General features: G+C 44.9%; 17 protein-coding genes. 11 read left to right on the top strand and 6 right to left on the bottom strand.

Features of this window, described 5'->3' with window-relative positions; all coding sequences use genetic code 11:
* Positions 1–3: 3 nt before the first annotated feature.
* Genes FTT63_RS00085 through tssH form a run of 6 tightly spaced genes read right to left on the bottom strand, consistent with a single transcriptional unit; the run spans position 4 to position 7624 of the window.
* Positions 4–966, bottom strand: a complete 963-nt coding sequence (locus FTT63_RS00085; protein WP_075167752.1) for a M15 family metallopeptidase — start codon at positions 964–966, stop codon at positions 4–6.
* Positions 963–1607, bottom strand: a complete 645-nt coding sequence (locus FTT63_RS00080; protein ID WP_160241326.1) for a hypothetical protein — start codon at positions 1605–1607, stop codon at positions 963–965. The genes FTT63_RS00085 and FTT63_RS00080 overlap by 4 nt, the downstream gene beginning before the upstream one ends.
* A 14-nt stretch (positions 1608–1621) precedes the next feature.
* On the bottom strand, positions 1622–2428 hold the full coding sequence (gene icmH / locus FTT63_RS00075; protein WP_075167754.1) for a type IVB secretion system protein IcmH/DotU: 807 nt from the start codon (positions 2426–2428) through the stop codon (positions 1622–1624).
* 12 nt (positions 2429–2440) lie between these two features.
* Positions 2441–3805: a type VI secretion system baseplate subunit TssK gene (tssK, locus tag FTT63_RS00070; protein ID WP_005177795.1), complete on the bottom strand. Its 1365-nt coding sequence runs from the start codon at positions 3803–3805 to the stop codon at positions 2441–2443.
* A gap of 5 nt (positions 3806–3810) precedes the next feature.
* The gene (gene tssA, locus FTT63_RS00065; RefSeq protein WP_180036330.1) at positions 3811–4926 is read right to left on the bottom strand and encodes a type VI secretion system protein TssA; all 1116 of its coding nucleotides are present in this window, start codon (positions 4924–4926) and stop codon (positions 3811–3813) included.
* 19 nt (positions 4927–4945) lie between these two features.
* On the bottom strand, positions 4946–7624 hold the full coding sequence (gene tssH, locus FTT63_RS00060; RefSeq protein WP_180191853.1) for a type VI secretion system ATPase TssH: 2679 nt from the start codon (positions 7622–7624) through the stop codon (positions 4946–4948).
* 390 nt (positions 7625–8014) lie between these two features.
* On the opposite strand from tssH, the gene FTT63_RS00055 reads away from it, so the two are divergent.
* The 11 genes from FTT63_RS00055 to FTT63_RS00005 all read left to right on the top strand — a co-directional run bounded on the left by FTT63_RS00055 (position 8015) and on the right by FTT63_RS00005 (position 21550).
* Positions 8015–8653 (top strand): hypothetical protein, encoded by a 639-nt coding sequence (locus tag FTT63_RS00055; RefSeq protein WP_180191852.1) that lies wholly within the window; start codon positions 8015–8017, stop codon positions 8651–8653.
* 20 nt (positions 8654–8673) lie between these two features.
* Entirely contained in the window at positions 8674–9177 is a 504-nt protein-coding gene (gene tssB / locus FTT63_RS00050; RefSeq protein WP_045795670.1) for a type VI secretion system contractile sheath small subunit, read from the top strand.
* Entirely contained in the window at positions 9170–10651 is a 1482-nt protein-coding gene (tssC, locus tag FTT63_RS00045) for a type VI secretion system contractile sheath large subunit (protein ID WP_005177804.1), read from the top strand. Before tssB ends, tssC begins: the two co-directional genes overlap by 8 nt.
* A gap of 44 nt (positions 10652–10695) precedes the next feature.
* The gene (locus tag FTT63_RS00040; protein WP_005177807.1) at positions 10696–11199 is read left to right on the top strand and encodes a type VI secretion system tube protein Hcp; all 504 of its coding nucleotides are present in this window, start codon (positions 10696–10698) and stop codon (positions 11197–11199) included.
* A gap of 67 nt (positions 11200–11266) precedes the next feature.
* Positions 11267–11743 (top strand): type VI secretion system baseplate subunit TssE, encoded by a 477-nt coding sequence (gene tssE / locus FTT63_RS00035; protein ID WP_045795669.1) that lies wholly within the window; start codon positions 11267–11269, stop codon positions 11741–11743.
* Between the two features lie 11 nt (positions 11744–11754).
* Positions 11755–13560, top strand: coding sequence for a type VI secretion system baseplate subunit TssF (gene tssF / locus FTT63_RS00030; RefSeq protein ID WP_075175233.1), 1806 nt, complete (start codon positions 11755–11757; stop codon positions 13558–13560).
* Entirely contained in the window at positions 13524–14519 is a 996-nt protein-coding gene (gene tssG / locus FTT63_RS00025) for a type VI secretion system baseplate subunit TssG (protein ID WP_168383077.1), read from the top strand. The genes tssF and tssG overlap by 37 nt, the downstream gene beginning before the upstream one ends.
* A complete protein-coding gene (locus FTT63_RS00020; protein ID WP_168399662.1) occupies positions 14516–15934 on the top strand; it encodes a hypothetical protein in 1419 nt (472 codons plus the stop codon). Before tssG ends, FTT63_RS00020 begins: the two co-directional genes overlap by 4 nt.
* A 40-nt stretch (positions 15935–15974) precedes the next feature.
* Positions 15975–19790: a type VI secretion system membrane subunit TssM gene (gene tssM, locus FTT63_RS00015; RefSeq protein ID WP_180191851.1), complete on the top strand. Its 3816-nt coding sequence runs from the start codon at positions 15975–15977 to the stop codon at positions 19788–19790.
* Positions 19791–19821: 31 nt separating this feature from the next.
* Positions 19822–20781: a type VI secretion system-associated protein TagF gene (gene tagF, locus FTT63_RS00010; protein WP_075167762.1), complete on the top strand. Its 960-nt coding sequence runs from the start codon at positions 19822–19824 to the stop codon at positions 20779–20781.
* A gap of 1 nt (position 20782) precedes the next feature.
* A complete protein-coding gene (locus tag FTT63_RS00005; protein WP_075175237.1) occupies positions 20783–21550 on the top strand; it encodes an OmpA family protein in 768 nt (255 codons plus the stop codon).
* The last annotated feature ends 182 nt before the right edge of the window (positions 21551–21732 follow it).

Genomic DNA, 21732 nt, shown 5'->3' with positions numbered 1-21732 from the left:
GTTTTAATCAAGTGCATTGGCCATCAGCTGACCTTCCGAGGTCAGCTTTTCCGCCATTTCCCGGGTTTTCTTTAAGCCTGGCATCCGGTATTCGGTATGACCATAATCTTTAATGGATTTCCAGCGGCCACCCCAGGTCAGACCGACCGACTCCGCCACTTCGCCATACAGTTCATAACCGCGCATTGCCCACGGGTCACGCTCGGAAATCACCACTTTGCCATTGCGTTTAAAGGCCACATCGGCGGCTAAACCAAATTGATGATAGCTTTGATAACCACGGGCACGGGTGGTGTTTTTATTTTTGGACAGCGAGTTTTGTCGCTCCGGACTACGATAACCCTCCAATAGCACCAGCTCATAGCCGTGGCGTTCTTTCATGATTTTAAACACCATCAGCAGGCGCTGTTTATAACGCGGATTCATCTTATGCCACTTTCGGTCAGCGCTCACAATTGATGGATTGACATGGGAATGAGCATGTAAATCTTCCACCGCTGGATCATAACTATGCTGATCTGCCGGCACAGCCGCCCACTGATTTTCCAGTTGCATGGCCTCAACAACGGCGGCTTCAACCAGTGCTTCTTCTACTTCAGGTGGTGGCGACAGCATTTCACCTTCAAGCAGGGCATAAACTTGAGGATCGACTTCTCTTAAATAGTCAGCTTCAATTTTGGTGGCGCTAATCGGGCGGGTAAAGGCAAACAGGATGATGCTGGAAAACAGAAAAAATCCGGCAATCAGAATCCACCATTGCTGAATATGCCAATGGGTTTGAGTCTGTTCTGCTGCAGCCGCATGATTAAACTGTTGAGCCAGACTTTTCACCGAGCTCAACTGTTTTTTGCTGTTGGGAATAAGTGCCTGAAAACCGGATAATACCTTGGCCCGCAGTTCATAAGACAATAGCAGTGCCAAACTGCAGGCAACAAGCACAAAGGCAATAAAAATAACCGCAATCATGGATGAATAGCAGTGTCCTGTACGCTTACAGTTTCAACTTTTTCTACCGGTTTACGGGTGACCGAAATTTGGACACTGGCCTGTGGTGTTTCTTCTGGTTCTACGGCGGCCATTGGTACCACGACCGGTGCAGCCGGTTTAGCAGGAACAGCTTTGGCTGGTGCTGGAGCTGGTTTTGGTGCAGGCGGCTGTTTTGCTGTCGCCGCAGGAGCACTGGCCATGTCTTGCGGAAAGTTCGGAGCTACACGCGCTTGATTTGGCGCAGGCTGGGCAGCAACTTTTGCTGGTTGATGGGCAAAGATTTTACTTAAATCACCATCATTGGGTTGCTGAAACTCAACCGGATGTTCAGCCTGCACATCTTCGAGCTCGTCAAAACTGCCAGAGTGATCGGTCATCTGGTTTTTTAATTCTTCCAGTTCTGCCGGCAGTTCCGATGGAGTAGCCGCTGGCGCGGCCATTGCCTGAGTGGACTCTGCTAGTGTTGTCGATGGCTGGCCTGCATAAAAATAGGCATAACCGGCTAAACCGGTGACCACGACCCCCGCCACAAAACCGCCCAAACTATATAAAAGTGGCGACGGCGATTTTGGCTTGTTACTTTGTAAAATCCGTAATGAAGTTTGTTTTTCGTTTGCCATGTTTTATCTAAATTTTATGGTAAATGAATGGTGATATGCGCCTGTTCCGTGGGTGCAGTAATCACGTTTTGATATTGGCTCATTGCGCTACTGTTCTGGTTGGATAGCATGTAACGCAGGCCAGCAAAGGACAATAAGGCAAAAAGGGCTAAAAACAGCAAAATCCAGAAAAAAGGTAATTCACGGTGAATAATATGTTTGATTTGATCCGGTAAGGCAGCAAAAGGGGAAAACGCGGTTTTTTTGCCTTTCAGATAATCAATTTCATCGCCGACACGCGCCACTATATGGTTTAGTGCTTCCATCGACTCAATACGATATTTGCCCTGAAAGCCCAGCAGCATGCAGTAATGATAAACCTCTAAAGCCGCCAGACGTTCTTTGCCGCGACTTCTGAGCTGTTCCAGCATTTCAAAAAAGCGATAGCCGGCCAGCTGCGAACCGAACAGATTGAGTTGTAGGGGATTAATCAGCCAGTGATTCTGCAAATCAAAAAATTTCGGGTCCTGCTGGGTCACGATGGTTTCATCCAGTAAGGCACAATACGCATATTTAGCATCGTGAATATCATCGGCTGAAAACTGCAGTTTTTTCGCCTGGGTTTCAAAACGGTTCAGCATATCCATGATTTTTTCGCGGAATGCTTCAACATTGCCTGGCACATACTGGTTCTTGATCAGGAACACAATATAGAAACCGTCATGAAGTAAATCGACCAGATTAGAACTATTGCTGATTTTCGGGTTGACCTGTGGCGGGGTCAGACCGGTGCCAATCTGACCATCATCAAATAAGGAAGGTGCATGATGTGGAGTATTCATGAAAAAATGTCCTTAACCGTTCATGACAGCAATAAGTTCAATAGAAAGATCCTGGAAGCCAGCCGGTACATAAATACAGATCGATTCCGAGTCGAGCATACGTTGATACAGGTCATTATTCGGCTCAATTTCAAAATAACTCACTCCGGAACGTACTGGAATGGCAGTCGGCACCTGCATCAGGTGATGAATTGGAATAGCCGGTAAGGCGGCCATCACACGCTGTTCAACATCAACCGTATTACCGACTTTAAAACGCAGCGGCACAATCTGGATCAGTTCATGCGCCTGCATCATCGAGCTGGACACGGCAATATACAGACGGGTATCGCGGGTAATCTTGTCGGATTCCAGACTGCCGACCCAATAAGACGGACGGATTTCTTTCAGGGCGATGCTGATATAACGGCTGGAAATAATGGTATCCAGCAATTCTCTGAGGATGACATCCAGCTGTTCAAAACTGTCCTGTAGCTGATGATGCTTATAACGCGGCAACTGATCGACTTCATAGGCCGTCGAGAAGGTCAGCAAAGAACCGGTTAAACGTAATAATTCAAAAAATAGACGTTCCGGATGAATCTGAGGATATTGCAGAACATGACTTAAAGTCGCATGTGCAGTATTTAAGGCATTCACCAGCCAGAACGAAACAATATCGCCAGAACGGAATTCAATCAGTTTTTGTTCATTTTCCCGGTTATTGGTTTGAATGGTTTTGATTTTGGCTTTAATCACATTCAAGGTACGGCGCAGGCCTTGCAGCAAGCTGTCGCTCGATTCAATATGTAAAATTGGTGGAATAAATTTGCGCTCAAACTCGAAATGGCCGGAACTGTGACGTTTGATTTTGGCCACCGGCAAATAGATAAAGCCATCCATTTCATGATTTGGTTCAAACTGGGCATCCAGCAGTTTAAACTCGGCACGGCGTTTCAGCAGGGTAATATCTGCCGGAGTAGCGTCGGTGAATAAATCATGGGTTTGAGTGAGATGTGAATGGTAACGGCCCGGTTGAGCGCCAGATTCAAACACCACATTATTTTTATTCGGCTGTACAATCGGTAGCGCTAGATAAACCAGCATTTCACCACGCAGATTCAGATCATCCAGCTGTACCGGTTCAGGCAGTAAATCACGTGCTGGCGCCTGATAGATTTCTCCATCTTGCCACAGCATTTCAATACTTTCTAAAGCCAGCACATGGGTATTTAGCTGAGCTTCATCAAACTTTATAGATTGCACGCCATAAGCAAATGGAATAGTGGAACGAACAGTATGGTTCAGGCGCTGTTCATGATAGCTGTCTTGCAACTGAAAATGTTGCGGGCGTAAAAACAAGCCTTCGCCCCAAAGAATTTTATCTGCTTTAAACATGGCACTTACCAATCACTATTTGTTTCATTAGAGCTTTGCACACCCAGTAATTCCTGAATATTTTCAAGTGGGTTGTCATTTTTAATTACCTGAGTCAGCCATTCATGCAGTGGCATCTGACTCCATTTAATAGTTTTTTGCAGCATGTAGCTGACCGGGCTATGGGGTTCATTGGCCTGAAAATAATCGGCAATTTCCTGTAAAACCTGCATTGCCTGTTCACGGTTGGCCAGATGGTTTTGAGGTTGCGGTTGAAAACCGGTCGGTGCATTCATGATGGGCATCGCTATGGCAGGGGCTGCTGTAGTATTAATGGCATCAGCAGTCACAATGTTATTCTGTTCAGGTGCTTCAACCAGAGTCTGCGCGGCAAAGGCATCTGTTTTATATAATTTTTTAAGCGTGGAATGAATCGAATCAAGCTGTGAGTCAATGGCGGCAAAACTTGGCGCATCCAGGCCCATTAATTGATCCAGTACTTCTTTTAAACTTGACCACTGCTGCAAAATGTCCAGAAAGTGCTGGTAATTCTGGTATTGCAGCGACTTCGAGGTATTCAACAGCGCCTGATCAAACTGTTCCAGCTGTGGCGCAGCTGATTGATCAGATGAATCTTCACTTTGCTTGCGACGCAAATTGTCCTGATACAGAAAATTGTCATAATCACGCAGGCTCAGGTGCGGTGCAGTCACAATCGGCACGGTTTTAATCAGCACCGGAATCTGGTTGATCAAACCTTGTAATAAACCAATACGCTGATCCAGATCATCATCTTCAATTTCCGGATGCAGCTGCAACCAGTATTCATTCAAGCTGCGATGGCTAAGTTGAATGGCCTGAGCAATACCCTCAAAACCATACAAATTGCTCCATGCTTCCAGCAGCCAGCCATATAAACGGATATCCTTGGTTTTGCTTTCCAGTAATTCAGTCGATTTGCTATGTACAAAACCCCAATCGGCCTGTTTGGGTTCGGAGACCCAATCGCCCTGATCGAGAAGCGGATCATCCTGAGTTTTGGCCTTTTTAATGGCATGAAACTCATTGGAAAAAGAATAATCTTCTCCGCAAGGCTGTTCGGCAGAAATCGGGTGTAACAATACATCGAGGTTGAGGTTCATTGCTGTTCTGAATCCTTGATCACGCTTCAGTCATCTTTGCTTTTTTACTGCTTCGTTTTTTGGCCGTTTTTTGTTCCGGATCGAGCTGATAGATGATTTCATCGTCTTTGACATCAATATGAATCAGTTGCGGAATTTTTTGCTCAGCCAGTGCCATCAGGATTTCTGTCGCCAAAGCCGGAAGCACCGAAGAATTCAGAATATTGTCGACATTACGTGCACCACTATCGACTTCGGTACAGCGACTCAGTAGTAATTCGATTAAATCGTCGGAATAGCTGACTTTGGTCTGGTACTGCTGTTCCAGACGCGCGGTAATTTTACCGAGTTTGTGCTGGATAATTTGTACCAGTAAATCATCATGCAATGGGTAATACGGCACAATCCGCATACGTCCTAAAAAGGCCGGTTTGAACTGCTTGTACAAACTTGGTTTCAGTTTTTCAATCAGCTGTTCTGCGCTTGGCCATTCATCTACCGGCAGCGGCAGGCAACTTTGCATGATGGCGCTGGAACCGGCGTTAGAGGTCAGCAGGATAGTAGTATTTTTAAAGTCAATCAGGCGACCTTCACCATCTTCGAGCATGCCTTTATCAAACACCTGATAGAACAGTTCCTGCACATCACTATGCGCTTTTTCAATTTCATCGAGCAGGACCACGCTATATGGATTACGGCGCACGGCTTCTGTGAGCACACCGCCTTGGCCATAACCGACATAACCCGGCGGCGCACCTTTTAAAGATGAAACCGTATGCGCTTCCTGATATTCCGACATGTTGATGGTAATCAGATGCGATTCACCACCGTATAACTCATTGGCCAAGGCCAGGGCAGTTTCAGTTTTACCAACCCCACTTGGGCCGACCAGCAGGAACACGCCTTGCGGTTTGTTTGGATCTTCCAACTTGGCTTTTGAGGTTTTAATACCTTGCACCAGTTGATGCAGGGCATAGTCTTGCCCCATAACACGCTCAGAAAGTTTATCTTCTAAGGTCAGAACCTGCTTGATTTCATCATTAATCATTTTTCCGACAGGAATACCGGTCCAGTCCGAGATAATTTCATTAATAATCTGGGCATTGACGCGTTCAAATACCAGCGGATGTTGACCTTGCAGTTGCTGCAACTGGCTGCGTAACTGCTGCATCTGGGTCTGGCTGTTTTCATCGGCTTCGGTCTGCTGTTCTAGCGTCTGAATCTGCTGAACCAGTTCCAGTTCTTGTTGCCATTGCTGTTGTGTATCGGCAATTTCCTGCTCAAGAGCAGTAATTTTCTGATTTAAACCGTCTAAACGTTCATGATGAATCGGGAAGTGTGCATGTTCTTTTTCAACAATTTCGCGTTCAAGTGTTAAATTGTGCAGCTGCGCCTGTAACTGATCGAGTTTCACCGGCTGGGCATTTTGAGTCAGCGCCACACGTGCAGCGGCGGTATCTAATACACTAATCGCTTTATCCGGGAGCTGGCGACCACTGATATAACGATGTGAGGCATGCACAGCCGTGACAATTGCTTCATCATCAATATTCAGCTTAAAGTGATTGGCCATCACCGGAATCATGGCGCGCAGCATATCAATTGCGACTTCTTCAGTTGGCTCTTCAACTTTGACCACCTGGAAACGGCGGCTGAGCGCGGCATCTTTTTCAAAATACTGTTTATATTCGGCCCAAGTGGTGGCCGCGATAGTACGTAACTCACCACGAGCCAGTGCTGGTTTCAGCAGGTTGGCGGCATCATTTTGACCGGCCTGACCACCAGCACCAATTAAGGTATGCGCTTCATCAATAAACAGGATAATCGGATGAGTCGAAGCCTGAACTTCCTGAATCACCTGTTTTAAGCGGTTTTCAAATTCACCTTTAACACTGGCACCAGCCTGTAACAGGCCCATATCCAGCACATGCAAATGCACGTTTTTCAGCGCATCGGGTACCTGGTTATTGGCAATTTTAAGTGCCAAACCTTCTACCACCGCAGTTTTTCCGACACCCGGTTCACCCGTTAAAATCGGATTGTTCTGACGGCGACGCATTAAAATGTCCAGCATCAGACGGATTTCAAATTCACGGCCAATCACCGGATCAATTGCGCCCGTTCTGGCTTTTTCAGTCAGGTTAATGGTGTATTGATCCAGCGCAGGTGTTTTTTTGCTATTTGGTGCAGGCTCGATAGCTGTGACGCTTTCAGTTTCAGCCGTTTCCGGGACAGTAGCGTTTTCATTTTCGACACTTTTGACACATACATCTAAGAATTTGTGCTTCATGGTGTCAATTGGGAACAGGTCAAACAGGCTCGAAGCACGCACTGCAATCTGATAAAGATCAGGTGCGGTTAGCAAAGCAACCAGTAAGTGACCGCTACGAATTTGCGGATTTTGCTCGGCCGAGGCTAATAACCAGGCTTGCTCTAACAGACGAATGATAGATTTTGCAAAGATAGGTGTACGAGAATTACCCTTTGGCAGGTGACTGACACTTTCTTTTAAATCATGAATGAGATCATCTTTTAAAATTTTATATTTATCGAGAAGGAGACTCAGGTCATTTTTATGGTCTTGGGTTAATAATTCTAGGAAAAAGTGTTCTATTTCAATTTCGTAGTTCTGCTGATTAATACAGGCATTGGCAGACTTTTCTAAGGCTGTTCTAGCATGACTTGATAGTTTATTAATCAAAATTTTTAAATTATTCATAACACGCTCTAGTTATAATTCCAGTCCAAATGGGTTAAAGTAGCGACCATGGGCTGAACATCGTTTTCAGTAAATAAAATAAATTTTACTTACATATCAATAATTTGCATTGATATAGATATTAGGGTTGTAGTATTCTACCTAAAATTTTTTCAAAAATGAAAACAAATAAGACAAAAATAATTTTACCGGAAACAAAAATATGACAATTATTGTCGATAGTTGGCAGAATTTGTCTTGACTCCAGAAGTTTATTTTTTGTTAAATTTGCGCGATGTTTTTTTTTGATAAAAATTGTTCGTGTTCAGTTTTCAAATACACCCATTCACTATAAATGAATTTAGAAATTAGAGGCTCGTTTTGAAAAAAAGTATTCTTCTTTTTCCCCTAATGGCGACACTTTGTGCCACCCCAATTGCTTATGCAGATGAGCAGATTGAGCTAAAACGAGGCTGTATCAAGGATTATCCGCTGGTTAAGGGAGAAACTGATCAGGCATTGTTGGGGATTTATCAGCAAGTGTGTGCCAAAGAAAATAAAAAAAATCAAGAGGTGAAACAAGAACTGCAAGTTCAAGCCGCAAAACGTTTTCAGGAACTTGGTAAAAATATGAAGACCCTGCAGCTGGTAGAACAGCTGGAAAACCAGGGCGTACGCCATCCAGACCTGACCGATGCACACTTTTTAGCAGGCGTTTCGATTGCCAAAAATGCCTTAAACTATATGCGTACCGAGCAAATGCGCTTTTTATCTGACGAAGTGACCTATCCAGCGGCCAAGGAATTATCGGATACTATCCGCGCTTCAGTGCCTGCTCCGGATACCAGTTCTGCCAAGGCCATTACCAATGCATCGCTTGCCAAAAAAGCTGCAGCCCAACGTGCTGCAGCACGTAAAGCAAGTAGTAATGCAAGTCGTGCTAAAACCACACGTACCCCATCGACCAAGGCAGCAACTGCAACAAGAACAACTGCTCCGGCAGCAAAACCAGCGGCTTCAAATAATCCATTTGAATCGCTACGAAAATAATAAAACAGGATCACCGTATTATGGCTAAACGTGAAAGTGTACAAAAGAAACTTCAGCGCATTCGTCCTCCACGTGTTCAACTGACTTATGATGTTGAAGTGGGTGATGGTAAAGAAGTGAAAGAATTGCCTTTTGTGGTGGGGGTATTGGGGGATTTCTCTGCTGCTTCTGAACTGGAAAAGACCAAATTAAAAGATAAAAAATTCATTAATGTTGACCTGGATAACATTGATGAAGTGATGGAATCTTTGGCGCCACGTGCAGCATTCGATGTGGAAAATACCTTAACTGAAGAGGGCGGTCGCATGTCGGTGGATCTGACCTTCACTTCCATGGAAGATTTCCGTCCGGAAAGTGTAGTACAACAGGTTGATCCGCTGCGTAAACTGGTCGAAGCACGTGAGCGTTTAACCGATTTGCGTAACAAGATTTCCAATAGCGAACGTCTGGAAGATCTGCTGGATGAAGTATTAAAAAATACTGACCAGATTCGTAAATTAAGCGCGGAGGCAGATCATGACTAATGCTCAGGCCGTTCAGGCACAAACCCAGACTGCAGAAGAACTGACTTTGCTGGACTCGATTGTCGAGCAAAGCCGGATTGCCCGCAATGAAGAAGAACATGACCGTGCCAAAAGCCTGATTGGCGAACTGGCCAAAGAAGTCATGGCCGGCACAATCACTGTTTCTGAAAACATGACCTTGTCGATTGACAAGCGTATCGCTGAAATTGATGCGCTCATTTCTGCCCAGCTCAGCAAAATCATGCATCATGAGCAGTTCCAGAAAATTGAATCGACCTGGCGCGGTTTATATTATTTCTGTCAGGAAACACCGTCGAATCCGCTGATTAAAATCCGCATGCTGAATACGACCAAAAAAGAACTGGTCAAAGATTTCCAGGGCGCGACTGATTTTGATCAGAGTACCTTGTTCAAGAAAATCTATGAAGAAGAGTATGGTTCATTTGGTGGTGCACCGTATGCGACTTTAATTGGTGACTTCGAGTTTGACCGTACGCCTTCAGATATGTATCTGCTGGAGCAGATTTCGCACGTGGCTGCGGCATCGCATGCACCATTTATTTCTGCGGCAAGTCCGAGCATTCTGGGGCTGGAATCGTTTACCGATATTGACCGTCCACGTGATGTATCCAAGATTTTCGAAACTGCAGAATATGTACAGTGGCGTTCATTTCGTGACAGCGAAGATTCACGTTATGTCGCATTGACCATGCCGCGTGTATTGGGCCGTTTACCGTTCCATCCGAAAGATGGTGCAGCCACTGAAGGCTTTAACTTTATTGAAGAAGTGTCGGGCCAAAACCATGATGAATACTTATGGATGAACGCGGCTTATGCCTTTGGTACCCGTTTAACCAATGCCTTTGATATGCATGGTTGGTGTGCGGCAATTCGTGGCGTTGAAGGTGGCGGTCTGGTCGAAGGCCTGCCGGTTCATACCTTTAAAACCAGCGATGGTGAAGTGGTCTTCAAGTGTCCAACTGAAATTGCCATTACTGACCGTCGTGAAAAAGAATTAAGCGATTTAGGCTTCATTCCACTGGTGCATTGCAAAAATACCGACTATGCGGCGTTCTTTGGTGCGCAATCTGCTCAAAAACCGAAGAAATACGACAGCGATAGTGCCAATGCCAACTCGGCCTTATCTAGCCAGATTCAATATATTATGGCGGTTTCGCGTATTGCCCATTATTTAAAAGCCATGATGCGCGACAAGGTCGGCAGCTTTGCCTCTGCTGGCAATGTTGAAGCCTTTTTAAATGACTGGTTATCGCAATACGTCTTGCTTGACGACGGTGCCTCTCAGGAAGCGAAAGCACAATATCCGCTTCGTGAAGCATCGGTAAAGGTTGTAGAAAATCCTGCTCAGCCGGGACACTACAAGTCTGTGGTTTTCTTAAGACCGCATTTCCAGTTGGACGAGTTGTCGGTTTCTTTGCGACTTGTTACTGAGTTACCTCAGTCCTCAAATTGAGGCAACTTATAATAACTTTTAACTAAAACAGGAAAATTTATAAAATGAAAGATATCTACGTACAGTTTCGAGGGAAGTATAAAGTTGATGGCGAATCGCGTGACGCAGAGCACAAAGATTGGCTAGAAGTAAATTCTTGGGCGCACAATATCCGTCAGCCTAAATCAGCGACTTCTTCAAGTGTAGGTGGTCATACTGCTGAGCGTGTAGAACACTCAGACATGGTTTTTGTTAAAGATTTGGATGCAACCAGCCCAAAACTTTGGGAAGCATGTTCTGCGGGTTATACCTTCGATGAAGTACAGATCGATTTCTATCGTGCTAACGGTGACAAGCGTATCAAGTACCTGCAAATCAAACTGAAACATGTACTGGTTTCAAGCGTAACGCCAACTGTGAATGAAGAAGGTGTTCCAACTGAATCATTCGGTTTGAAATATGCCGCAGTCGAGTGGACTTATAACCAGCAAGACATTAACGGTACTCAAAAAGGTGCAGTTACTAAAAAATGGTCACTTTCAAATAACACAGCATCTTACGCTGCTTAATTTGTATGACCACGGGAGGCTGGCGCTATGCCAGCCTCTACCTGATTTTATACTTAATTAGTAATACATGAATTTAGACCAGCTTTATCCGTACGGTTTTAGAACTACATTATTTGACCGGCTTTTAACTACAGAAGATTATCATTTAAAGGGGTTGTCATTACAGGAACTTCGCGAATCTGTTGCTGCAGATCTGGAAGACCTGCTCAATAGCCGCATGGCATCTTTGCATGAACAGATTGATGATTTTCCACTGGTCAAAAAGTCCATTATGCAGTTCGGGATTATTGATTTTGTCGGCTTATCGACCGCTAATCCAAGTGACCGCGATAAAATCTGCCAGTCTATTGCACAATCCATCGCGGCACATGAACCGCGTTTAAGACAGATTAAAGTTGAAATGTTATTAGATGAACAGGATATGGGGGCTTTGTGCTTGAGTATTCAGGCCTATATCAATATTCATCCTTTATATGAACCTGTGATTTTTGATGCTTTATTAAAACCAACAACACAACAATATGTTATTTCGGCACGTGCATAAGTGGGATTCCTGTGATTGAAGACTTGTTACCTTATTACGAAAAACAGCTGCAAGAATTCGGCCAGCAATCTCGTGAATTTTCCCAAAAATATCCTAAAATTGCCCAGCGTCTGTCTTTAAATCAGGAACAGATTGATGACCCGCATATCGAGCGTTTAATTCAGGCATTTTCACTAATAGCCGCACGTATTGATAAAAAACTGGCAGACAGCTACGACATTTTTACCCGTGCCTTGTTTGAGGTCATGTTTCCACAGTACCTAAAGCCTTTTCCGGCCTGTTCTGTGGTCAGCTTTGAAGATCTCAATAAAATTAAACAGCTGACCGAAGCACATACAATTCCCAAAGGCACGGCGTTAAAATCCAGGAGTTTCAAAGGCGTTCAGTGCGAGTTTTCAAGCACACACAGCGTGAATTTATTGCCAATTCAGCTCAACAAGCTGGAATTCAAGAGCAATCCGAGTGCGCATATGCACTTGAACCAGAACGCAACCTTAAGTCTGAGTTTTGAAATTTTTAATCAGGCACACACATTGCTGCAACAACAGCAGTTGCCAATTTATCTTGATGCGATTTCCAATTTTCCACTCCAGGTACTCGATGGTATTTTCAGTCCCAGTACCGGATTTTCGCTAAAAATTGGCCAGCGCCAAATTCAGATTGCTAATCCATTTCAGCTGATGGGTATGCATGAGCAGGAGAGTGTACTGCCGCTAGATGAGCATACCCATCATGCCTACCGGTTATTGCTGGAATATTTCTGCTTTCCGGAAAAGTTTAATTTCCTGAGTCTGAATCTGGATTTTCTGCATTATTTCGAAGATCAGAGCCAGTTTGAATTGCTGATTCATCTGAAACTGAATCTGAATGATCAGATGGTGATTCGCAATTATTCCGAACTGAACGTGGCTAACTTTAAATTATTTGCCACACCGGTGGTGAACCTGTTTGAGAAGCAGGCCGAACCGCAAAAAATTGATCACAAGCAGCTGGAATATCCACTGGTGACCGATGCGCATCATCCTGAGTTTTATCAGATGTATAGCATTCAGGAAATGAACATGATCCGGGAAAAAACCAATCAGGATCAGGTGGTTTTTCCGGTTTATCCATTTTTTGCCATGAGTCATTATCGGCATGAAGATATTCAGTTTTATTACGCCCTAAATGCCAAGCAGCTGCATAACCGTTTTGTGGAAACGGGCTACAGTGTATTGTCAAAGCAATTACAACCGCAGCACACCAAGTCGGATTTTATCAGCGCCAAACTGCTTTGCTCAAACCGTGACTTGCCACATGAGGCTTTAAGCCAAGCCAATAATATTTTAAATCTGAATGACAGCAGTCTGGCACGGCGCGCTCTGGTACTGAAGCGTCCGAATAAGCCGTATTATTTTGAGCAGAATAAAATGGAACAATGGCGGGTGATCTCGCATTTATCCTTAAACACCTTGTCTTTGATGAAAGGCGATGCGATCAGTCATATCAAAGAGCTGCTTGAACTTTATAACCTACCAAAATCTAAAGAAAATCATTTAATTATTGACTCAATTAAAGCGGTCGAGTTTTCGTTAACCCAGAAAATGGTCGAAGCTAAACCCTTTCCTTTATTTGTCCGTGGTCTGAAAGTGCATCTGGATATTGATCCACAGGTATTTCGTGGCCATAGCCTCTATATTTTTAGCACCTTGCTCAGTCATATCTTTAACTTAAAAGTTCAGATGAACAGCTTTGTGGATGTGGTGGTGCGCGATGCCAACAGCTTACAGGAGTTATACCAATGCGTGCAGAACGTTGGTGGCAAGAAACTTCTGTAATTGCAGATCTGGTTGAACAGCCGACGGCGTATGAGTTTATTCAGGCCACGCGGCTGCTGCGTCATGCACCTGAACAGGCCGTACAGGCCGACTGGAAAAAGGGCTTTCAGTTTCAGACCTCGCTCAATCTGAATTTTCCGGCGGCAGAAATTGAAACGTTGGCGGTTGAAGATGATCAGATTCAGCTGACCAATTTAATGGTGGGACTCACCGGCATTCAGGGGGCCTTACCGTATACCTATACCCAGCGCGTCCGCCAGAGTCCACGTATCCAGCGTGAAGAAACCGTGCAGTTCCTCAGTTTGTTTAATAACAAACTGACCGGACAATATATTGAAGCCAGCTTGGCTTATAACTTGCCGGTACGTTATGAGGTCGAACACGACAATCATTATCTGGATATTCTGCATGCGCTCAATGGTTACATCCGTTCACAACATGAACAGGATGAAATGGACCATTATTTTGCAGAATTTTCAGGCCTGATGCAGGGCCAGAACAACACTGCACATGCCTTAAAAACCGTGCTGAACTGTATTTTTAAAACCGATTTTACTGTGCATGAATTTATTGAAGAAAAATTCAAACTGAATGATGCGCATAAAACCTGTTTAGGTGGCAGCAATCCGGCCTTGCTTGGAGTAAATACCTTTTGTGGGGAAACCATCCGCCAGATTGATGGCAAGATTGAAATTGAAGTTGGGCCTTTAAACCGGCAGCAATATCAGGAGTTTTTACCGGGACAGCCAGCCAGTACAAAACTGAAAAAACTCTTACAGACCTGGTGCAGTCCGACCTTAATGGTCGACTTGCGTTTGGTGCTGAGCAAAGAAGACATCCAGCCTTTATGTCTGAACTCCAGTCATCGCGCAGGGCTCGGGCAAGGGGCTTTTTTAATGCCACAGGCATGGGCAGATAATCGTGATAGCTGTTATCCGCTGTTGGGGGATCAAAGATGATCAAGTGGATCATTGGCACTTTTGTCAGTATTTTTATTCTGGTCAGCACCGCCATTATCTTTTACTGGCGCGATATTCAGCATGATCCCGATACGGCAGATATGCTGGCATTTTTTGTGTTTTTGCCTTTGGCGATTACGCTGCTGCTGACGTCACCTTTCATCATTTATAGCGCAGTCCAGCGTTATAAAAAACGTCAGGAAGAACAAAAACAGCAGCAGGAGCAGGCGGCACTTGCCCAGCAACAGATTCCTGAAGAAAAAGTGGAGCCGGTCAGAACGGTGGCGCTGAACCTGTACAGTGGTTATAGCCAGCATGCCTTTGGTGAAAATGAACAGATTGTTGAAGAATTAAAAAATTTCACCAGTCCGGAGCTGGATCATCAGCTGTTAAATGCCTACGGCTTGCCAATTCTGTCCTATCGGATTAAAGACCTGGATGATGAAATTGAGCTGGACGACGATGCAGATGAATATAGCGTTGACAGCCAGCGCAGTTTACGTATGCGCCGGCTGGTCCAGCAGCAGCTGGTTCAGCACAGCGATGTACTGATGCAAATTGCCGAACATTTAAAACAGTCGGCACTGTTCTATGACAGCGAGCTGGCCTATCAGTACCGTATGCATCCGGGCTGGATTGATCCCAACCATCAGGAAGATGACAGTCTTGAACCTGAGCCGGTGCAACCTGTTATGCGTTTAAACCGGATTAATATTCATGTGGTGCTGGCAGAAGATTTGCTGCATTTGTGGAATGAAATGGACAGCCAGCAGATGATCATGGAGTTTATCCAGGATTTTCAGGTGATTCCGGAGCAGATTCATATCGAGCATCATTACTGGGGCAGTAAAAATGCCTATCAGGACTGGTTTGAATTGCTGGAACAGACCGCAGCACAAACCGAAGACGTATCACTAATTGTGCTGGTCGATTCTGAAATTGATCAGGACGTGATTGATGAAAAAACCTGGCTGACCGACCATTATTTACCGGCTGAATTTGTCTCTAGCTGTATTGTGGCCTCCACCGCGGTGCAGATTAACCAGTTAGAACCATTCAAAATGCTGCAGCTGGTGTTGAATGAAAAAAATATTGCCCATTACCTGCAGCAGCATCAGATGACAGAACTGGCGCAATTCGATCAGGAACAGCCTTTTGTGCTGATGCCGGATGATCCGACCCAGATTAAAGTCGTGAAGCAGATTGAACAGAGTTTTGCTGAGTCTCAAATCGAAACTCATCATTTTTTATATACAAAACAAAGTATTGGTCATACCCAACACTTATCGAAAGTGTTTTCTTTCATGTTGGGCATGCATCTTCCAGAGGGAATTATTTCCATGATTTACAGTACCGAACATCCGGCCACCCACGTACTTTTTATGCCGGTTTCCCATGAAACCCCACAGGGCTGATGTTGCAGTATCGCGCGAATTTTAGAACAACGAGAACAGTATGTTTTATACCATTTTAGGCTATGTCTGGCAGTATGTGACTAATCCGAAAGCGATTATTGCACTGTCTATTTTTGTGGCACTCATAGCATCTTATAACACCATTCCGCGCAATCTATTCTGGGCGCTGATGGCAGTGTATATTCTGGGTGTGGTCGGATACGGGATTTATGCCTTGATCCAGCGTTATCGTCATGAAAAGCAGGGCGAAGAGCTGGCCGAAGCCATCAGTAAAGACACCGAAGCTGAATACGGCAAGCAGAAAGATAAAGAAGAATTACAGCTGATTCAACAACAAATGAAAGAATCGATTCAGCTGATCCGCAAGTCTAAACTGGGCGATAAAAAGGGCAATGCGGCCTTATATGAATTGCCGTGGTATATGGTGATTGGTAACCCGGCCGCCGGAAAAAGTTCGGCGATTTATAACTCCGGTCTGAAATTTCCCTTTGAAGAAAGTCATCAGAAAATGGTGTCTGCCGGTTTAAGCGGTACCCGTAACTGTGACTGGTTCTTTTCCACCGAAGGGGTATTGCTGGATACAGCCGGGCGTTATTCGGTCTATTCCGAAGATCATTCTGAATGGCTCGGTTTTTTAGGTTTGCTGAAGAAAAACCGTTCTCAAGCGCCAATTAATGGCCTGATTGTAATTGTCAGCATTGCCGAGCTGGTCAGCCAGAGTCCGGAAAAATCAATTAAACTGGCTAAGAATTTACGTGCCCGGATTCAGGATTTAACCGAGCGTCTGGAAATTTATCCTCCGGTGTATCTGGTGTTTTCTAAAATGGACCTGATTGCCGGCTTTACCGAATTCTTTGAATGTTATGAAGTGAATGAGTTTGATCAGGTCTGGGGTGCAACCTTGCCCTATGATGCGGAATCTTCTCAAAATGCGGTCGAGCTGTTTGAAAAGCATTACGGCATTTTATATGACGGTTTAAAAGGCGTAAGTACTACCCATTTAAGCCGCCGCCATTCACAGAATATTTCTCCAAGTGTCATGACTTTCCCGCTGGAGTTCAAGAGCTTAAAGCCAGCGCTGAAAACCTTTATTGGTACCTTGTTTGAAGATAATCCGTACCAGTTTAAACCGGTATTCCGTGGCTTCTATTTCACCAGTGCCTTACAGGAAGGCACCATTGAAAGCCCGATGACCGAGCAGATTGCACAGGACTTTTTACTGACCAAGATTCCCAACAGTGAACATGGTGTGCCGACCCGTTCGGTTTCACAAAACCATGGTTACTTCCTGAAAGGGCTGTTTTCCGATGTGATTCTGAAAGACAAGAATCTGGTCAAACAGCATATTAATCCACTGCGTAAACGCCAGCGTTATATTGGCTTTATTGCCGCATTGTTTGGTGTGTCGATTATTCTGGGACTGTGGGTCTGGTCGTATCGCAATAACCAGCAGTTAATTGCCGAGGTGCAGCAAGACCTGAATAAAGTGGTGCAGATTGAGCAGCGCTCTGGCACCGAACTGGCCGGACAGCTTGAAGCCTTGCTGATTCTGCAAAACCGTATGTCACAGCTGGACAGTTTTGCTGAAGATCGTCCATTAAAATTTGGCTTTGGTTTATACCAGGGCAATGAGCTGCGTGAAAAGCTGAAGACTGAATATTTGCAAGGCGTGCAGCAGATTGTGCTGCAGCCGGCACAGCAAAACATGGCACAGTATCTGCAACGGGTAAAAGCCAATGAAGAAACCCTGAAGGCCAATCATGCCAATGTGGAAATCAAGCAGGTAGCCAATCAGCAGAAATATCTGGAGCCATCGGACAGTAATCCGCAAGATGCGTACAATGCACTGAAAGCCTACTTGATGATGAGCAATCCGGAATATCGTGAAGCTGGTCATTTAAGTGATCAGGTCACGCGTTTCTGGCGTCCGTGGTTAGATGCCAACCGGGGGAATTTGGCGCGCGGCCAAATGCTGAAAGATGCCGAGCAGATTTTATCTTATGCCATGACCCTAGCCAATGATGCCAAATTCCCGAATCTGGAAGCGGATACCTTGGTGGTTGATCAGTCACGTCAGGTGTTATTGTCTGTGGTGCGTGGTATGCCGGCACGTGATCGGGTCTATAACGAAATTAAAATGCGTGCAGCGGTACGTTTCCCGGCCTTAACCGTCAAACAGATGGTCGGTGAGAATAATCAGGCGGTGGTGCTGGGCAGTTATGCCTTACCGGGTGTATTTACCCAGAAAGCCTGGGCAGAATATGTCGAAACCGCCATTGATGAAGTCTCCAACCGGCCAACAGATTCTAAAGACTGGGTGTTAAACAGTACCCAGTCCGATGACCTGACCTTTAGTGGCAGCCCCGATCAGATCCGTAAACAGCTGACCGATCTGTACAAGCAGGAATATATTGCAGAATGGCGTAAATTCCTGGCTGGTGTGCACTATGCCAAAGGCAAGGAATTTAAACAGTCTGCGCAGAATATTGAAAAACTGGGTGAACCGGAAAATTCACCAATCCGTCAGATGATTACCCGGATTGCACAGGAAACCTCGTGGGATAATCCGGTGGTTCAGGCAGAACTAGCCGCACCGCAAAAAGGTTTTATTGCCTGGTTTAAACGTAAAGTGTTGAACCGCGATGAAGCGAAAATGGCGGAACAGGCCGTAGCCAGAGCACAAGGACCAATTTCCAAAGAATTCCAGATGTTCTATCAGCTGGTACGTAAGCGTGATGACCAACAGAACAAGTCTTTACTGGATGAGTATATGCAAGCGATTGCTCAGGTGCGCAGCAAGTTCAATGACCTGAAAAGTGCGGGCGATATTGGTCCATCGGCCATGACCTTGGTGAAACAGACCATCAATGATCAAAGTTCGGTGTTTAACAGTACCCAGAAACTGGTCGATGAGAAGATGACGGTGGGCTTAAATGAACGTGACCAGCAGCTATTACAAAAACTGTTGATCAGTCCATTAACGCATTCATTTGAAAGCCTGTTAATTCCGGCGCAGGATGAGATCAATAAACTCTGGACCATGCAGGCTTATCAGCCATTTAGCGCCAATTTAAGCAAAAAATATCCATTTAATTCCTCTGCGACCTTACAGGCGACCAGCAATGAAATTAGCCAGATTTTTGGTGAAAATGGCAGTATCGCCCGTTTTGTGAAAGAGCATTTAGATCCGCTGGTGATCCGTCGTGGCTATACCTTAACCTCAAAAACCTGGAAAGATTTAGGTATCAGCCTGAACCCGCAATTTGTGATGAATTTCCAGAGCTATGTCGCGCCTAGCAATGGCATGGCGACAGGTGAATTGTCTCAAACCGCGGCGCAAGCACCGGTGAATCAGTCCAACTTCCAGTTCTATCCATTACAGAATCCGCAATTACTGGCCTATACCATTGATATTGATGGGCAGCGTATGGTTTATGAAAATGGCATTCAGCAATGGGTGAATTTCGTCTGGCCAAATCCGGGTGCGATTCCGGGTGCGCGTATTACAGCGGTGGATTTAGAAGGTAAAACCCATACCGTCTTTGATGAACCGGGTGAGTACGGCATTAACCGTCTGATTGACACGGCTCAGCGTACCCAGCAAGGCGGCAGCTTTGAAATGGTCTGGAAAAGCAAGCAGGACCCGAATATTGCGGTGAAACTGAACTTCCGACTGATTAGCGGCAACTCGGGTAATATTGGCTCAAGCCGTGGCTATGCGGGTTTACAGCTGGTTGATCAGGTGGTTACCAATAAATCGGTACGTGTCGTGGCTGCGCAAACAGCACCGACACCTGCCACTGCACGCACCAATAGCACATCGCCTTTAAAAGGAATTGAAGGAGTACAGCCATGATCAGCCAGAACAGGCGAGTGGGAGAGCAGGGATGAATGAGCTGAAAACCCTGCCATTTTATTATGGTAAATGTCCGGCCCGAGGCGATTTTTTGAAAACCAAAGGCCAATCTTCACTGATTCAGGTACTGGATCAGTGGATTACTGAGGCGCTGGAAAAAGCGATGCAATCTCCAGAGTTTCAAAGCCGCTATACGCAGTTGCCATCACTGGATTTTTTCATTGCCAATCCGCAGGAATATAAATTTCTGGTGGCCAACTTAATTGCCAGCGAAGACAGTTCGGGACGACAGTTTCCGATGGTACTGAGCCATCTGTTAGATGTAGATGTCCCCCTGGAGCATTTGCTGTACGCACCGTATCGCTATAAACAGACCCTGATTGATCTGTTTCAGAAAAACCGGGTGCTCAAGTCGATTCGTGATCCTGAGATTTTGCTGGACAAGCTGGCCAAACTGAATAACCAGATTCAGGTGTTTGATGTGCATGAAAGTGCAGCATTTTATGAACATCATACGACACATTCTTTTGCCCAGTTGATGAAAATCAGCACCTATGAGCTGGCACAAAGCATGATTGGACTGGGATTATTGCTGCAACCGGTGATCCATCAAGGCACCAGTAAATTAAATAAAGTCCTGATTTTACCGATTAATAATCATGCCTATTGCTATGAAATTGCAGCATTTTGGGTCAGTCTGATTAGCCGTTTTGTCGCCAATCAGAACACAGAATTGCTGGTCGGTTTACTGCATTATGACAAACCCTTGCTGATTTTTGGCTTTCATGGCGCAGATATTCAGGCTTTAAGCGAAATTTTCACCCAAAACCTGGACAGTTCACATTGGGTCTCATTGGTCAATGCCAGCTGGATTGATCCGTATCTGGAGCAAAATGCAGGTTTGGCGGCGTTGGAACAGGCTTTATGTGAACGCCAGCTTAGCTTAAGCCAGGGAATCAAACTCTTTAGACAGACTTTTATAGATGGATAAAATGATTAAAAATCAATTAAATACATATAAAAAACAATGGCTGTCTGTACTCTTGTTCAGTGTTAGTAGCTGGGTATGTGCACAGCCGATTGTAGTTGAAGGCGTGGTCCCGAATGAAGCCAGCAAACAGGCCATCCTGACTAAAATGCACAGTGTGTATGGTGCGGACCAAGTCATTGATAAAATTCAGGTTAAATCGGTTGCTGCACCCAATGGCTGGAGCGAATCGGTCACACGAATGATCACGCCAGACCTAAAAAAAGTGAAGCAGGGTCAATTGTCGGTACGCGGTACGCAAATTGATTTAAATGGAAAAATGTCCAATCAAAATGATATCCAGCCAACCACAAATGCTTTTCAGGGCTTGGTACAGGCGCCATATCGTTTTAATGCACAGTTATCTGTAAATCAGGCCGAACAGAAAATTATTGATGATGCCTTAAAAAACCGGATTATTGAATTTGAATCTGGCAGTGCGGTTTTAGCCGCATCTGGGACAAAAATTCTTGATGAGATGGCGATTGCCTTAAATAAGGTTGGTGGCAAGCAGGTGAAAATTATTGGCCATACTGATAGCTCTGGTGATGCCAATAAAAACCTGATCTTAAGTAAAGAGCGTGCACAGGCGGTAAAAGATTATTTGATTGGCAAAAATATTCCTGCAGATAGTTTGAGTGTGGAAGGTTTAGGCGCCAACAAACCTGTGGCAGACAACTCAACAGCTGAGGGTCGTAAAAAGAACCGTCGTATTGAGTTTGAAGTGATTTAAGTGGTCATTAAAGGAATAAGAGCCATCTACAGGATGGCTTTTATTTAATATGCTATTGTTATTCCAAAGTAGAAATGTCCTACCTAATAACCAAATAGAAATGTCCTATATGGACATTTCCAAGTCAAGCACAGGATTTAGATTTCGCTGTTGAATTGCTGTTTTCTGTGCACGTCTGCTTG

The organism is Acinetobacter sp. C15, assembly GCF_013420645.1.
Lineage (GTDB): Bacteria > Pseudomonadota > Gammaproteobacteria > Pseudomonadales > Moraxellaceae > Acinetobacter > Acinetobacter indicus.
This window is presented reverse-complemented; position numbering and strand designations above follow the sequence as displayed.